The organism is Bacillus sp. FJAT-27916, from assembly GCF_001183965.1.
Classification (GTDB): domain Bacteria; phylum Bacillota; class Bacilli; order Bacillales; family Pradoshiaceae; genus Pradoshia.
In genome coordinates this window covers 3,465,234-3,480,175 of sequence record NZ_LFZV01000001.1, presented here as the reverse complement: position 1 = coordinate 3,480,175, position 14,942 = coordinate 3,465,234, and the positions used below count along the sequence as shown (strand labels likewise).

Below are 14,942 nucleotides of genomic sequence, written 5' to 3'. Positions count from 1 at the left end.
GGTATTAGTGGTTTTCATGATGCTCTGATTGCTCAGAATCCTTATCGAATTGATTTTCCTGATCAGGGTCCTCGTTTGATGGAGCCTTTTCAGCGCCGTGGTTATGTCCCTCAGGCGGCGGGCTGAACTCCAAGTGAGTGGAAGAATAGCTTTGGCGGCCGACATAAGCTGTGTCTAAAAGCTCGTCGAACTTCTCTTCTGTCAGTTCAGGCTCATTTGCTTGAACTTGCTCTACCCATTCTTCAAACTCTTCATTAGACATTGAGAGTGCTTCAAATTCCATATGGGCAGTTCCTTGTCCGCTGAAGTTTGCATTACGTCCCATCATGGACATTTCGTTATCGGCTACGAAATTAAGCTTCGTGACCATGTCAGACATCGCATATTTTTGTCCGCCTAATTGCGGAATCCAGAAGCTGGTAATCGGTCCGTAGGAATACAGACGGAATTCTACGACTCTATCAGTTGGGATATTGACGTAGTTAACGGTTTCGATATCCTGTTCAGGATAACTGAAATGCCATTTCCAGTTGGAGGAGGAAGCATAAATAACGAGAGGTTCTTGATCCTCATAGCCCTTCGGCGTGCTCTCAACCTCGAAAGTGGATACGATTGTCACGTAACCAAGAATAGAGACAATGATAATTGGAATAGCTGTCCATATGATTTCAAGTGTTTTGCTGCCTTCCATATGCGGAGGCACATAATCTTTAGGAGCTTTGGAAGCTCTATATTTCACTAGCATGAAGATATACAGCACATAAACGACAATCATAACGCCAGCCAGCATCAGGATGGAAAAGATAATCGTATCTGACTGAGTTTTGGCTACTGGTCCGTTAGTGTCGAACACAACCCAGTCACATCCGGCTAACAGAAGAATCGATGCCAGCATGGACCCTAAAAGTCCTAACTTTTTTTTCATAATGTTCCCCTTCCGTAAGTAGTGTAAGTTAGCTAAATATAAGCTGGGAATAGAAAAAGAATAGACAAGTAGATTTTAAAAAACCAACCATATATGTAGCTATTTAGATGAATTACATTCTTTTACCATACCCCAATTTTCAATATAATAACTGTATTTCCAAATTACAAATATATGTATCTGAAAGAGGCAAATGTTTTTATCATATTTGACAAAGTTGTGAACTCATTAACAGGAACTTATAATAATGGATTTTTATGTAAAATATGTGGCTAATTAGTGAATAAAACGCGTGGTTATCAGTTATTTATCAAGTGACGATGGAATCGTTCGATTATGGTTTTTCATTCTGACAAGAGTCCTTCTGCTAGAGTTATTCTGTTGTAGATAGTGTTAATAAAGGACATAGAAAAAGGTTTTAAAAAGTATATCAATAAAATAAATGATTAAACGCTAGTCCTATATATATAGGAAGAAAGGTCAATGTGCTGCTAAAATATTTGGAAAAAAATGTAGGAAATGCTCAGGTGATAGAATGGGAGCTGCTATATACTAGAGTGGAAGTTTATGATTGTTTGGAGGGATGAGAAGGAATGAAGAAAGTTATTGTTTTACTTATTGTAAGCGTTTTCTTTTCTCTAGGGGCTATTACATCGGCAAATGCGGCTATGGGTAAGCAGAAACCGCAAAAGGTGACGAATGTAGCCCATAGAGGAGCTTCCGGGTATGCTCCAGAACATACGATTACTTCTTATAAGCTTGGGGATAAGATGGATGGCGATTATATCGAAATTGATCTCCAAATGACAAAGGATGGCCAATTAATTGCAATGCATGATGAAACCTTAGACAGGACAACAAATGGAACAGGGTTTGTTAAAGATTATACGATAAGGGAAATTAAGAAGCTTGATGCTGGCAGCTGGTTTAATGAAAAATATCCCGAATATGCGCGTGAAGAATATGTTGGTTTACAGGTCCCTACTTTAGAAGAAGTCTTTAAAAAGCTGGGTAAGCATAAAAAGTATTATATTGAAACGAAATCCCCTGATGTTTATCCAGGTATGGAGGAAGAATTAGTACGCCTAATCAATAAGTACAAGATTAATAAGAAAACATTGCTGCTTCAATCGTTCAGTCCAGACAGCCTCCTGAAACTCCACTCGCTGGATCCGAAATTAAAGCTCGTTCAATTGATTTCCTATAAAAGCAAGGCCACGATAACGGACAAGGAAATTGATTACGTCAAAACGTATGCAGTAGGTATTGGGCCTAATCATACGTATTTAAATGAAGCCTATGTTCAAAAGGTCGTGCAAAATGGTTTGGACATTCACCCATACACTGTCAATACAAAGGAAAGAATGAAAACCTTGATTGATTGGGGTGTGACAGGGATGTTTACCAATTACCCGGATGTATTAGATCAATTGAAGAAGGAATTGAGAAGAGGGAAATAACCCTCTTCTTTTTTTGTCTAAGCGGCTTTCCTTCCTGCCATAAATTTTTGAAAGTGTTTGTTTGATAGGCTAGATAATTGGTAGAATATAAATAATTGTGTATTTTGTTAGATAAATAGAATTAATAGAATGAAATGTATGTTTTCGTATTCGACTTGGAATCAAACAGAAGTCTATATGAAATAAGGAATGATCATCCATGAAAAAAGTTATATTATTGCTGGCTGTATTTATTTTTGTCTTTACTGGTCTTCTATCAATTGATAATGATGCTTCCGTGATTGAGAAAGAAATAGATATATTAAATGTGGCGCATCGGGGAGCCTCTGGCTATGCTCCGGAACACACGATTGCTTCCTATCAACTTGGAGATAAAATGAATGGAGATTATATTGAAATCGATCTACAGATGACAAAGGATGGCAAATTAATCGCGATGCATGATGATACAATTAATCGCACAACCAATGAATCAGGAAGTGTGAAGGATTTCACCTTGAGAGAAATCAAGGAACTGGATGCAGGGAGTTGGTTTAATAAAGCATATCCGGGTAATGCTAGTAAGGAATACATTGGACAAAAAGTACCTTCCTTAGAAGAAATCTTCGAGTTATTCGGAGAGGAAAAAAGATATTATATTGAAACAAAATCTCCGGATGTCTATCCAGGGATGGAGGATAAATTATTACGCTTAATCAACAAATATAAGATTGATAAAAATAATTTAATAATACAATCATTCAGTCAGGAAAGCTTGTTGATACTTCACTCGTTAGATCCTGAATTGAACTTAGTGCAGCTAGTTGCTTATCAGAATGAGGCCACGATAACGGACGAGGAAATTGACTATATCAAAACGTATGCAGTAGGTATTGGGCCTAATCATACGTATTTAAATGAAACCTATGTTCAAAAGGTCGTGCAAAATGGTTTGGACATTCACCCATACACTGTCAATACAAAGGAAAGAATGAAAACGTTGATTGATTGGGGTGTGACAGGGATGTTTACCAATTACCCGGATGTATTGGATCAATTGAAGAAGGAATTGAGAAGAGGGAAATAACCCTCTTCTTTTTTTGTCTAAGCGGCTTTCCTTCCTGCCATAATACATTTAAGATAGGATAAAAACGTAAGTGAACTGAGGTTTTTTATGAAAGAGAAATATTATGACGAGCTATTTCGTATCAAAACAAGGGGAGACCAGCAGGGTCATCCAGCTTCCCTAGCCTATAATCGGTATGAACCAACCCCATATGCGGCGCTTGAGAAATTATTTGAAGCGTACAGTATAAGCCGCAAAGATCATGTCGTTGATTTCGGCTGCGGGAAGGGGCGCTTGAACTTTTACATTCATTATTACCATCATGCTTCTGTTTCCGGAGTGGAGATGAATGAAGTTTTTTATAATGAAGCGATGATGAATCTGGCGGATTATGCAAAGTACCGAAATGAAAGAGTCCATTTCTATAATTGTCTGGCGGAGGAATTCTCCATCCAGCCTGACCATAATCACTTCTACTTCTTTAATCCGTTTAATGTGCAAATATTCAGGAAGGTTGTAAATCGAATTCTCGATTCAGTGGAGGAATATAGCCGCACGGTTGATATCATTTTGTATTATCCCTCGGAGGATTATATTTTTTATTTGGAGCATGAGACGCCATTTGAATTGAAGCAGGAAGTCATCGTCAAGCCGCACGATCCATTCGACCGATTCCTTATTTATCAATTGCCGGTTAAACAGTGGATATAACTCTCCTGTTTGAAGTAAAAAAGCTGGACCTGCCATCACTTCATTCCATGATGGCAGGTCCAGCTTAGTTTTATTTATTCTTGATCTGTATTTGGTTCTACGTGTACATGGACATCATAAACACCATACTTCTTCGTGAGATCCGTTTCAACGAGAGTGGCAATATCATGGGCTTCTTGTATATTAAGAGATGAGTCAACAAAGATGACGATATCGATGACTTCATTGTTTCCATAGTTGCGGCCCATGATTTTTTTGACACCTTTCACACCGTCTATTCCCATAATAGATTCTTGATAAAGAGCAATCTTTTCTTCATCAAAGCCGTCGGATAGGTGATGAGAGGCTTCGCGGAAAATATCCCAAGCAGTCTTACAGATTAATAAGCCGACGAGCAGGGCAGTTACCGTATCAAGCCAAGGCATGCCCAGTTGGGAGCCGAAAATACCAGCTGAGGTACCGATACTGACCCAGGCATCGGATAGATTATCCTTAGCGGCGGCCATGACCGACTGGCTGTTGATTTTCTCAGCGAGGTGCTTATTGTATCGATAAACGAGATACATGATGATGAAAGAAAATATACCCACATAGCCTGCCAGCATATCAGGTGCCTCATTATTTCCTTCAAAGATGGAGCCAAAGCCGTTTAAGAGTACCTGGATTCCGACTACCATCATGATCAGGGAGGCAATCAGTGAAGCAATCGTTTCGCTCTTCCAATGCCCATATCCATGGTCGCTGTCAGGCGGACGCTGCGATAGTCTCAGTCCAATTAAAACAGCGATAGAGGCAATAATATCTGTCGTATTATTCAGACCATCAGCCGAAAGAGCCTCAGATCCAGTTATATATCCAATTAATAGTTTCATCCCAGAAAGGAACAAATAGGTGACAATGCTTAATATGGCACCTTTTTCGCCCATTTTTAAATTTGAATATTGTTTTGATTCCATTCATGTCACCCTTTTTTTGAAATCATGCTTATCTATTTTACTATAGAGGTCTGTTCAAGGGAAATGAAAATTCCTTTTCACGGAGCATAGTTACACAGCCTATTTCTGAAAAAATCTGGATTTAATATTGACAAATCATATGTGTATGGTAGGATTAATTCCAATAACTTCTATATAATTCAAGTACCTGTCATTAAACGGGAATACATGAAAGGGAGGCGAACCGTCTGAAACCGTCTGATTTGCAGGAGGTCATGGCTCATTTGGAGCAGATGCTGAATACAATCAAATTTGGATCAATCACCTTGGTGGTTCAGGATGGAAAGGTTATTCAAATCGAAAAGAATGAGAAGGTTCGCCTTCAATCCACAACAATCAATAAATCTAAATAAGAGCTTGCTGACTAGACAAACTAGAGGCAGTCTTTTTCTTGTTTATACAGGAGAAGACTGTCTTTTTTGCATAGTCAGAAAAGAACGCTGCACAGAAAGGGGCTTTATGCTTCATGGACAAAATCAGTAAGTGGCACGAGTTTTCGGAGTCCTTCCATATACATGATGAAACAAAAGGAGCCAAGGTAGTTCTTGAATGGTCCTTTCAACATTTTCATGAGGATAAAATCATTTATGCTTCCAGCTTTGGTGCAGAAGCGATTGTTTTAATTGACATAATCAGCCAGGTTAAGCCAGATGCATCGATTGTCTTTTTAGATACAGGGCTGCATTTTCCAGAAACCTATGAGGTTATTGACAAAATTGAAAAGAGATTTAAAGCCTTAAAGATTGAAAGAAAGCTCCCTGAACTGACGCTTGATGAGCAGAGGGAGCAGCACGGGTCGGCGCTTTGGAAAAGAGAACCGAATAAATGCTGTGAAATTCGCAAGGTTATCCCGTTAAGGAAAGCGCTGACGCCGATGGATGCGTGGATTTCTGGATTGAGGAGGGATCAATCTCCAACTAGGGCGAATACCGATTTCTTTAATGAGGACAAAAAATTTCAAAATATTAAGATTTGTCCGTTGATTCACTGGACATGGGAGGAAGTATGGACCTATATCCACGATAGGGATCTTCCATATAATCGCTTGCATGATGAAGGCTACCCAAGTATCGGCTGCTTCCCATGCACACAAGCAGTAGCAGCCGGCGGAGACAGCCGGGCAGGCCGCTGGAGCGGAATGGGAAAAACAGAATGCGGTCTGCACACGGATTGAGGAGGACGAAAGCATGCTGATCATTATTGCCGTGGCAGTAGGATTGTTCTTTGCCATGAATATCGGTGCGAGCGGAGCTGCGGCGTCTATGGGGATTTCCTACGGTTCCGGTGTCATCAAAAATCCCCTCATTGCCTTATGTTTATGTGGGATTGCAGTCTTTCTCGGTGCGTGGCTTGGCGGAGGTGAAGTCGTCAAGACATTGGGGAATGGCATCGTCCCAAAAGAAACGTTCACAATTTCGATTGCACTCATTGTACTTGCGTCAGCAGCAATGTCTCTGTTCCTGGCTAATATTCTGTCTATCCCGCTATCAACGAGTGAAGTGACAGTCGGTTCCATTGTCGGGGCGGGAATCGCCTATCAAAGTCTCTATGTTGCTCAGTTTGCATGGATCTTCATGTTTTGGATTCTGACACCGCTAGTGGCTTTTACGATTGCTGTATTGGCAGGAAAGTTCTTGAAATGGCCATTTATCAGCAAGTGGGTCCGCTCAAAGAAAGCAAAGCCTATACTAGCCGTGCTAGTGGTCATAATGGGTGTATTTGAGGCCTTTTCGGCTGGGATGAATAATGTGGCCAATGCAGTAGGACCACTTGTCGGGGCAGATATTCTAACCACGCAATCAGGAATCTTCTGGGGAGGTTTATTTGTCGCCATAGGTGCTGTCCTGCTAGGCAAGGGCGTACTTGAAACAAATGGGAAGAAAATCACGGAATTGAGGATTGAGGAAGGCTGCATTATTTCTGGAACCGGGGCAGGACTTGTTATGGCAGCTTCGATCTTCGGTATTCCTGTTCCACTCGTGCAAATTACAACGTCATCCATTATTGGCATCGGCTTTGCCAAGCAAGGAAAGGCCGTATTGAAGAAGGATATCGTTATAAAGCTGTTCGCTGTCTGGATTGTATCACCGGTGCTATCCATGGTACTTTGCTTCACCTTGATTCAATTACTGATTGAGCAAAATATGTATCCAATTGTCGTGATGGCAGGATTATTAATCTCTGTTTTTGGTGTGAAATATTTAATGAAGAAGAAGCCTGAAGAAACAGGAGAAGTATGGCTGACAAAACAGAACTAAATGAAAGAGGGATGATAAGGATGTCTTTGCCAAAACCACATGGAGGAACTCTAATCTCCGCTTATGAACCGAATTACGATGTGACCACTATTGAAAAAACACTTCAGCTGGATGCTGTCGCATACAGCGACCTGGAGCTGATTGGCATTGGGCTTTTCAGTCCTTTGACAGGCTTCTTGGGCAAGGCTGATTATGAGTCTGTTGTGGAATCAATGAGACTCTCAAACGGCACAGTTTGGTCTGTGCCTGTGACACTGCCGGTTGGAGAAAGGGAGGCACAAAGCCTTGATTCAGGTGTGCAGGTCAAGCTTCAGTATGAAGGAGAAACGGTCGGTGTCGTCACTGTGTCTGACGTGTATGAGCCGGACTTGTCTAAAGAGGCCAGGGAGGTTTACAAGACAGAGGAAGAGGCACATCCTGGCGTGAAGCGGCTCTATGAGCGCGGGAATTATTACGTGGGCGGCGAGATTATCCTCATCAAAAAATCCGATAAAGGTGTATCGGAGGATGTATGGTATGAGCCAGCAGAAACACGTGCCTTGTTTGAGGAGAAAGGCTGGAAGACGGTCGTTGGGTTCCAGACGAGAAATCCTGTCCACCGTGCCCATGAATACATCCAAAAGGCAGCGCTAGAAACAGTGGACGGCTTGTTCTTGAATCCGCTTGTCGGCGAAACAAAGGCAGATGATATTCCGGCGGATGTTCGCTTGAAAAGCTACCGCGTGCTTTTGGACCATTATTATCCGAAAGAGCGAGTGCAGCTCGGTGTATATCCGGCCGCGATGAGATATGCCGGGCCGCGTGAGGCAATTTTCCATGCGATTGCCCGCAAGAACTTTGGATGCACCCATTTCATTGTTGGGCGCGACCATGCCGGGGTCGGCGATTATTATGGGACCTATGATGCCCAATATATCTTCAGCGAGTTTACGGAGGAAGAGCTTGGAATTAAGCCCCTCTTCTTCGAGCATAGCTTTTATTGCCAGAAATGCGAAGGGATGGCCTCTGATAAAACGTGCCCGCACCAAAGGGAAGACCGGGTAATTCTTTCAGGAACGAAAGTGAGGGAGCTTTTGCGAAAAGGAGAGTTACCGCCGTCAACCTTCAGCCGTAAGGAAGTGGTTGAGGTCCTAATTGAAGGATTGAAAGAAAAAGAACAGGTGTGAGGAGGAGTAGGTAATGGAGAACGCTACGAATATCACTTGGCATGAAGCTGCTATAACAAAGGGTGAGCGGCGTGCGCAAAATGGGCATGGGAGCTGTGTTCTTTGGTTCACAGGTTTGTCAGGCTCAGGAAAATCAACAATTGCCAATGCATTTTCGAGCTATTTATATGAGCAGGGGATAAGCGAATACGTGCTTGATGGCGATAATATCCGCCATGGGCTGAATAAGGATCTGGGGTTCTCGGATGAGGACCGTACAGAAAATATCCGCCGCATTGGAGAGGTTGCGAAGCTATTTGTTGATAGCGGAACGATTGTGACAACAGCCTTCATCTCTCCGTTTCGTTCAGACCGTGATCAAGTCCGTGCTCTTTTCGAGGAAGGGGAGTTTATTGAAGTATTCGTGAACTGTCCGCTGGATGAATGTGAACGACGTGATCCTAAGCAGTTATACCAGAAGGCGCGCAGAGGAGAAATAAAGGATTTCACTGGGATAGACTCCCCTTATGAAGCACCGAACGCACCGGAAATAACGATTGTATCTCATAAAGTGACAATAGAAGAAGCAGTGAAGGAAATCGCTGATTACTTAGTTTCAAAGAATATTATTTAAGGGGGCTGTCTCATGGCTTACGATAAGTTTTGGGCAACGAATGAGAAACTGAATAAAACGGAAGTGGCGAAGCTTGATAAGGATGGCCTTCGCATCTTGGATGATATTCCTGCCTATGCCGAAAACGGCTTTGCCTCCATTCCAAAAGACCAATGGGATCTGTTTAAATGGGCAGGGCTATACTTGCAGCGCCCGAAGGAAGACGGCTATTTCATGATGCGCGTGAACGTGCCATCCGGGATTCTGTCAAAAGAGCAGGTAGAGGCGCTCGCCGGCATTGCCAGAGACTACGGGCGAGGTGTATTCGACATCACGACACGTCAGGCTGTTCAATTCCACTGGCTTGAGATTGGGCAGATTCCTGACATTTTCAATCGTCTTGAAGCAGTTGGCCTTTCAAGTGTCGGCGCCTGCGGGGATATTACGAGGAATATCGTCGGCAACCCAATTGCAGGCATTGATCCGAATGAGCTCTTTGATACATCGGGGATTGTAAAGGAGGTCTTCGATTTCTTCCAAAATAATGAGGATTTCTCGAATTTGCCTCGGAAATATAAAATGTCTATCAGCACAAATTTGCATAATGCATCAAATGCCGAGATCAATTGCATTTCCTTCACGCCTGCCGTTAAGGTCCTAGATGGAAAGGAAAAACAAGGATTCCATTTGAAGATAGGAGGCGGCTTATCTGCTCGTCCATTTCTCGCGCAAACGCTTGATGTCTTCATTGAGCCTGAACGTACATTAGAAGTAGCGATAGCTGTGACGACTATCTTCCGGGATTACGGCTATCGGGAAAAACGTCATTTAGCCCGTCTGAAATTCTTGATGGCTGATTGGGGACCAGAGAAATTTCTTGCAAAGCTACAAGAATATACTGGTCCGCTGCCAACAAGGGGAGAGGAGCCTGTTGGAGAATGGAATGCCGGATACTTTTATGGCGTACATGACCAAAAGCAGGCAGGATTAAAATTCTTAGGCTTTAACGTACCAGTCGGGCGCCTTGATGCGGATGAAGTATTTGAGCTTGCTAGAATTTCAGATAAATATGGCAATGGAGAAATCAGGACATGTAATTCTCAGAACTTAATCATACCGAACGTACAGGCAGAAAATGTGGATGCTTTATTGGCAGAGCCCATCTTTAAGAGAATCACGATTAAACCGAATTCATTTATCGGCCATGCGGTTTCCTGCACAGGTATTGAATATTGCAATCTCGCATTAGTAGAGACGAAAGAGCGGATGCGTTCTATCGCTTTGGAGCTTGATGAGCAAATCCAATTGGATGTGCCTGTGCGCATGCATATGGTTGGCTGCCCGAACTCTTGCGGTCAGCGCCAGATTGCTGATATCGGGCTGCAAGGGATGAAGGTGAGAAATGCCAATAAAGAGATGGTTGAGGCCTATGAGATCTATGTAGGCGGGACACTGAATGCCGGCGGGGAGTTCAATGAGAAGCTGAAAGGGAAAATTCCGGCAGAGGACTTATCAGGGGTTCTCTTGAAGCTATTAACCTATTTCAAGGAAGAGAAGCATACGGGTGAATCCTTCTATGACTTTAAACACCGTGTTGGATTAACGGCTATTCAAGAGGCACTTGATTCTATCTTAGGACTTGGATCACATGGCGTTTCTGTATAGATTTGAAGTTTGCTTAGAGGAGAAGGATGTCATAGCTGTCATTACGGCAGCTAATGATGAGGAGGCTTTTCAGCACTTGGATGTCGAACTTGAGAAATTCTATTTACAGCTGCCGAAGATTGTAGACGTGACATTAAGAGAAAAAAAGCGGATTGGCAAAAATGCCGGTTTCATACTTGATGATGATGAGAGAGGGTGGTAAGGATGGCTGGTAAAGTATACTTAGTCGGAGCGGGACCGGGTGACCCGGATTTAATTACGGTGAAAGGGCTGCGCTGTCTGGAGCAAGCGGATGTCATTCTTTACGACCGTCTTGTGAACACTGAGCTTCTTGACTATGCAAGGAAGGATGCCCAGCTTGTGTACTGCGGGAAATTGCCGCATTACCACACAATGAAGCAGGAGACTATTAATCATTTCTTGGTGAAGTATGCAAAGCGGGGATTGACTGTAGTTAGGCTGAAGGGGGGAGACCCCTTCGTATTCGGCCGCGGCGGCGAGGAGGCAGAGGAGTGCGTGAAGCATGATGTGCCGTTTGAGATTGTTCCCGGTATAACGTCTGGTATTGCAGCCTCTGCTTATGCGGGCATTCCTGTGACCCACCGAACACTTAGCAAGAGCTTTGCCTTTGTAACCGGCCATCAGGCTGGTGACGCGGCGGCAGAGCATCAATGGGGTCATCTGGCCAATGCTGTAGATACGATTTGTGTATACATGGGTGTCTCCCATTTACCAACCATTCTTCGCAATTTGATTCAAGCGGGTAAACCGGCTGATACGCCCATTGCGCTTGTGCACTGGGGAACCTGTTCAGAGCAGCGTACAGTCACTGGTACATTGGCAACAATTGAGGATGAAATCAAGCGGGCTAATATTGCCAATCCAAGCATGATTGTTATTGGAGAAGTCGTCCGGCTTCATCATCGCTTGAACTGGTTTAAGGAAGAAATTGAACCGCATTTGCCGGTAGTCCACGGTTAAAGGGGATAGGAGGGACAGTGTGAGAGCAATATTATATGTCGGCCATGGTACAAGATCGAAAAAAGGAGCCGATGAAGCGAAGCAATTTCTAGAACAGGTTATCAACGAGGTACAGTGTGAGATACAGGAGGTCAGCTTTCTTGAACTGACGGAGCCATTCATTGCAGAAGGGTTCAATCGATGTGTAGAAAGAGGGGCGACGTCAATCTGCGTTGTCCCTGTTTTTCTCCTTTTCGCGGGCCATATCAAGAAGGATATTCCAGAGGCATTGGAGCCGCTATTGCAAAGGTTCCCGGATATTCCTGTGGAGATGGCTGACCCATTTGGAGTGCGAGAAGATCTTTTAGATGCAATGGTTGAACTTATTAAGGATGCGGCACCTGATGCAGGCAGAGAGGATTCTGTTCTTATTGTCGGCAGAGGAAGCAGTGATCCGGCCATTGTAAGGGATTTTTCAAATATTGTCACAGGAGTGAAGGAAAGGATAGCGTTTGAACGGGTGGAATCCTGCTATTTGGCGGCAGCGTCCCCAACCTTTCAGGAGGGAATCGAGATTATTTGCAAATCAGTTTCAGGCAGGGTTATTGTCGTGCCATATTTGTTGTTTGAAGGGCTTTTATTGGCAGAGGTGCGCCGAGAGGTACGGAAAAGAGCGGGTAATGGGGAAGACATCCTTTTAACAAGTCCTCTAGGAAAGCATCAGTCGGTAATTGATATCATCAAGAATAGAACTGGAGCTGCAGGAGGAATATTATGCAGCCATTAATCATTGATTTGGCAGGGAAGAAGGTAGTCATAGCAGGAGGGGGAAGGATAGCGGCACGGAAAGCAAAGGTACTCTCCGAAGAACAGGCACTGATTACCTTCATCGCTCCGGAGATTTCAGAGGAGGTCCGTGCACATGCCAAAGAGCGGAAGTATGAAGTGATTGAACGTGCAGCTCTTCCAAGTGATTTCAGCGGAGCGATGCTCGTTATTCTTGCAACGAACAGCAGAGAAGTTAATGGATCTCTAGCAAGAATATTGCCAGCTAATCAACTGGTGTGCGTGGTCGATGAGTCAGGAGAAGGCAATGTGACCTTTCCAGCAACGGTCCGCCGCGGGCATTTGCAGATTGCGGTCACATCCAATGGGGCCAGCCCTAAATTAACACGCAAGCTGAAAAAGGAGCTGGAGCAGCAATTTGATGATTCATGGATTAGTTATACAGCTTGGCTGTATGAAATGAGAGAGAAGATTAAGCAGCTTGATTATCCAGATGCCCAAAAGCAAGAGATTCTCTGGAGAATTTTAGAGGATGAATATAGGGAGCTGAAGAATCGGAGCGATATTTTGGTGGATAGAGTTTAAGTGGTATATCACATGGATATATCACTTTTTTTATGACTTATTCGTCATTTAAATTAGATTATCAAGTCAAATAGAGGTAGGACTTCACCTAATGCTGCAGGATAGGTGGAACAGCTTTTATGGCATGGAAAAAGAAATTTAGAGAATACTAATGATTGGTGCGTTATTTTTTGTCTGGAGGGAGATTGATGTGAGATGGCTGTATATAAAAGTTTCTATTATTTTTATCCTTTTATGTCCCTTGAACATGGTCCATGCCTATGGAGAATCAGCCGATAGTCAAGCGGATGAATTAGTATTAGCCTTGACAAGGGAGCCAAGACTTGGCTTTGACCCAATAGCTGGTCTTGAAGCGGGAGGGACCGGTTTTATACATAGCACACTTTTATCCCTAAACGGCAAAATGGAAATCTCTTATGATCTGGCGGAGGAATACCAGATGAGTGAGGATAAGTTAATATGGGAGTTTAAGCTTCGGGATGATGCCTATTTTACCGATGGGCAGAAAGTTACGGCCTATGATGTAGCCTTCACGTATCAGCTAGCTAAGGACAGGGGAGAGATTAAAGGTCTGGAAGGGTTTGAGCAAACGCAGGTAATTGATGATTACACAGTGCAATTTCTGTTTAAAAAGCCTATGTCCTCCTTTGTTTATACAGCTGCCTCTATTGGCATTGTTTCAAGCGAAAGCTATGGAGATGAATCTAATAGTGAGCCAATTGGATCGGGACCTTATCAGCTTATAAAGTGGGAGAAGGGAAAAGCGGCAGTATTTGTCCGCAATGATAACTATTATGGTCATACACCCTTTTTTCGGCGAATTCAGGTGCTCTTTGTACGAGAGGATGAGGCTTATGCCATGGCTAAGGATGGCAGGGCTGATTTAGTGCAATCGACTGGGGCGTATGCGGAAGACAAGATTAACGGGATGGAAACGCTCCTAGTGGAAGGAGCAGATAATCGAGGGATTTCGCTCGTAACGGTGCCAGAGGGAGCTTCCTTGAATGGCGCAGCTGCCGGCAATAATGTTACGGTGGACCCGTCCATACGAAAAGCCATACAGGCTGGAGTAGACCGGGAGAGAATGGTAGAAAAGGTGCTGAATGGCTTTGGTCGTGAAACATGGAGTGCAGCACTTGGTCTTCCGTGGGGTCAGCCGGCAGAGGGGGAACGAAACAAGAATAAGGCTGATGAGATCTTGAGGATAGGGGGCTGGGTCGATTCAGATGATGACGGGCTAATCGAGAAAAAGGGAAGAAAGGCAAACTTCACGCTATCCTATCCTTTTGATGATCCCATATACAAAGCGATGGCGCTCGAATTAAAGGAGCAATTAGCCGAAATGGGAATTATGATTTCTATAAAAGAATGCACGTGGCCGGAAATGAAGCAATATAGGCAGACAGGCGCTTCCTTGTTAAAATCTGAAGCATACAATCCATTTGATCTTTATTATTTATATCACTCGAATAATCGCGGGATTGGATATGGGAACCCGAGTCTTTATGCATCGGAGAGAGTAGATTCAGCAATTGAAACAGCCTTTTGGAGTGGAGATTTTGCTGATTGGCAAAAGGCAGAGGAGTTGGCGCTAGAGGATGTACCGGTTGTCTGGCTTGTCAATATTCCTCAAGTGTATTTTGTAAAAAAGGGATTGCGATTAGGAAAAAATTATGCGCCTTCTGTCTCTCCTCTTTCCATACTGAATGGAGCGGAGGATTGGTGTCTGGAATAGAGAATAAATGGATGAAATGAAAGGAAAGCCGCTTTGATTGACGAATCAAAGCGGCTTCT

Annotated in this window: 16 protein-coding genes; 14 read left to right on the top strand and 2 right to left on the bottom strand. The window is 43.4% G+C overall.

Going from position 1 to position 14,942, the window contains the following annotated elements; genetic code table 11:
• Nucleotides 1-4 precede the first annotated feature (4 nt).
• Nucleotides 5-925: a cytochrome aa3 quinol oxidase subunit II gene (gene qoxA, locus AC622_RS17085; RefSeq protein ID WP_049672153.1), complete on the bottom strand. Its 921-nt coding sequence runs from the start codon at nt 923-925 to the stop codon at nt 5-7.
• Between the two features lie 593 nt (nt 926-1,518).
• Here qoxA and AC622_RS17080 point away from each other — a divergent pair.
• The 3 genes from AC622_RS17080 (at nt 1,519) to AC622_RS17070 (ending at nt 4,141) form a co-directional block, all read left to right on the top strand.
• The gene (locus tag AC622_RS17080; protein WP_049672152.1) at nt 1,519-2,385 is read left to right on the top strand and encodes a glycerophosphodiester phosphodiesterase; all 867 of its coding nucleotides are present in this window, start codon (nt 1,519-1,521) and stop codon (nt 2,383-2,385) included.
• A 199-nt stretch (nt 2,386-2,584) separates the two neighbouring features.
• The gene (locus AC622_RS17075; protein WP_049672151.1) at nt 2,585-3,451 is read left to right on the top strand and encodes a glycerophosphodiester phosphodiesterase; all 867 of its coding nucleotides are present in this window, start codon (nt 2,585-2,587) and stop codon (nt 3,449-3,451) included.
• A gap of 87 nt (nt 3,452-3,538) precedes the next feature.
• Nucleotides 3,539-4,141, top strand: a complete 603-nt coding sequence (locus AC622_RS17070; protein ID WP_049672150.1) for a class I SAM-dependent methyltransferase — start codon at nt 3,539-3,541, stop codon at nt 4,139-4,141.
• A gap of 74 nt (nt 4,142-4,215) precedes the next feature.
• Here the strand turns inward: AC622_RS17070 and AC622_RS17065 are convergent, their stop codons facing one another.
• Nucleotides 4,216-5,097, bottom strand: a complete 882-nt coding sequence (locus tag AC622_RS17065) for a cation diffusion facilitator family transporter (protein ID WP_049672149.1) — start codon at nt 5,095-5,097, stop codon at nt 4,216-4,218.
• A gap of 254 nt (nt 5,098-5,351) precedes the next feature.
• Between AC622_RS17065 and AC622_RS20795 the strand changes: the two genes are divergently transcribed.
• From AC622_RS20795 to AC622_RS17015, 11 genes are all read left to right on the top strand, one after another.
• Nucleotides 5,352-5,489, top strand: a complete 138-nt coding sequence (locus tag AC622_RS20795) for a YezD family protein (protein ID WP_082197193.1) — start codon at nt 5,352-5,354, stop codon at nt 5,487-5,489.
• A gap of 113 nt (nt 5,490-5,602) precedes the next feature.
• Nucleotides 5,603-6,310: a phosphoadenylyl-sulfate reductase gene (locus AC622_RS17060; protein ID WP_049672148.1), complete on the top strand. Its 708-nt coding sequence runs from the start codon at nt 5,603-5,605 to the stop codon at nt 6,308-6,310.
• A gap of 13 nt (nt 6,311-6,323) precedes the next feature.
• Nucleotides 6,324-7,394 (top strand): inorganic phosphate transporter, encoded by a 1,071-nt coding sequence (locus AC622_RS17055; RefSeq protein WP_049672147.1) that lies wholly within the window; start codon nt 6,324-6,326, stop codon nt 7,392-7,394.
• Between the two features lie 20 nt (nt 7,395-7,414).
• Complete coding sequence (gene sat / locus AC622_RS17050; RefSeq protein WP_049673042.1) at nt 7,415-8,560, top strand: sulfate adenylyltransferase; 1,146 nt, start codon at nt 7,415-7,417, stop codon at nt 8,558-8,560.
• Between the two features lie 13 nt (nt 8,561-8,573).
• Nucleotides 8,574-9,173 carry an adenylyl-sulfate kinase gene (gene cysC / locus AC622_RS17045; protein WP_049672146.1) on the top strand — a complete coding sequence of 200 codons (600 nt, stop codon included), beginning with the start codon at nt 8,574-8,576 and terminating at the stop codon, nt 9,171-9,173.
• A 12-nt stretch (nt 9,174-9,185) separates the two neighbouring features.
• Entirely contained in the window at nt 9,186-10,817 is a 1,632-nt protein-coding gene (locus AC622_RS17040; RefSeq protein WP_049672145.1) for a nitrite/sulfite reductase, read from the top strand.
• On the top strand, nt 10,801-11,019 hold the full coding sequence (locus AC622_RS17035) for a DUF3906 family protein (RefSeq protein WP_049672144.1): 219 nt from the start codon (nt 10,801-10,803) through the stop codon (nt 11,017-11,019). The genes AC622_RS17040 and AC622_RS17035 overlap by 17 nt, the downstream gene beginning before the upstream one ends.
• A 2-nt stretch (nt 11,020-11,021) precedes the next feature.
• On the top strand, nt 11,022-11,798 hold the full coding sequence (gene cobA, locus AC622_RS17030; protein WP_049672143.1) for a uroporphyrinogen-III C-methyltransferase: 777 nt from the start codon (nt 11,022-11,024) through the stop codon (nt 11,796-11,798).
• 19 nt (nt 11,799-11,817) lie between these two features.
• Nucleotides 11,818-12,564, top strand: a complete 747-nt coding sequence (locus tag AC622_RS17025) for a sirohydrochlorin chelatase (protein ID WP_049672142.1) — start codon at nt 11,818-11,820, stop codon at nt 12,562-12,564.
• The gene (locus AC622_RS17020; protein WP_049672141.1) at nt 12,552-13,148 is read left to right on the top strand and encodes a precorrin-2 dehydrogenase/sirohydrochlorin ferrochelatase family protein; all 597 of its coding nucleotides are present in this window, start codon (nt 12,552-12,554) and stop codon (nt 13,146-13,148) included. The genes AC622_RS17025 and AC622_RS17020 overlap by 13 nt, the downstream gene beginning before the upstream one ends.
• Before the next feature lie 190 nt (nt 13,149-13,338).
• Nucleotides 13,339-14,883: an ABC transporter substrate-binding protein gene (locus AC622_RS17015; protein WP_197089951.1), complete on the top strand. Its 1,545-nt coding sequence runs from the start codon at nt 13,339-13,341 to the stop codon at nt 14,881-14,883.
• Nucleotides 14,884-14,942: the final 59 nt, after the last annotated feature.

Bases quoted from the DNA above. Each gene is read 5' to 3' on its own strand.
- qoxA (WP_049672153.1), bottom strand. From the start codon at position 925: ATGAAAAAAAAGTTAGGACTTTTAGGGTCCATGCTGGCATCGATTCTT.
- AC622_RS17080 (WP_049672152.1), top strand. From the start codon at position 1,519: ATGAAGAAAGTTATTGTTTTACTTATTGTAAGCGTTTTCTTTTCTCTA.
- AC622_RS17075 (WP_049672151.1), top strand. From the start codon at position 2,585: ATGAAAAAAGTTATATTATTGCTGGCTGTATTTATTTTTGTCTTTACT.
- AC622_RS17070 (WP_049672150.1), top strand. From the start codon at position 3,539: ATGAAAGAGAAATATTATGACGAGCTATTTCGTATCAAAACAAGGGGA.
- AC622_RS17065 (WP_049672149.1), bottom strand. From the start codon at position 5,097: ATGGAATCAAAACAATATTCAAATTTAAAAATGGGCGAAAAAGGTGCC.
- AC622_RS20795 (WP_082197193.1), top strand. From the start codon at position 5,352: ATGGCTCATTTGGAGCAGATGCTGAATACAATCAAATTTGGATCAATC.
- AC622_RS17060 (WP_049672148.1), top strand. From the start codon at position 5,603: ATGGACAAAATCAGTAAGTGGCACGAGTTTTCGGAGTCCTTCCATATA.
- AC622_RS17055 (WP_049672147.1), top strand. From the start codon at position 6,324: ATGCTGATCATTATTGCCGTGGCAGTAGGATTGTTCTTTGCCATGAAT.
- sat (WP_049673042.1), top strand. From the start codon at position 7,415: ATGTCTTTGCCAAAACCACATGGAGGAACTCTAATCTCCGCTTATGAA.
- cysC (WP_049672146.1), top strand. From the start codon at position 8,574: ATGGAGAACGCTACGAATATCACTTGGCATGAAGCTGCTATAACAAAG.
- AC622_RS17040 (WP_049672145.1), top strand. From the start codon at position 9,186: ATGGCTTACGATAAGTTTTGGGCAACGAATGAGAAACTGAATAAAACG.
- AC622_RS17035 (WP_049672144.1), top strand. From the start codon at position 10,801: ATGGCGTTTCTGTATAGATTTGAAGTTTGCTTAGAGGAGAAGGATGTC.
- cobA (WP_049672143.1), top strand. From the start codon at position 11,022: ATGGCTGGTAAAGTATACTTAGTCGGAGCGGGACCGGGTGACCCGGAT.
- AC622_RS17020 (WP_049672141.1), top strand. From the start codon at position 12,552: ATGCAGCCATTAATCATTGATTTGGCAGGGAAGAAGGTAGTCATAGCA.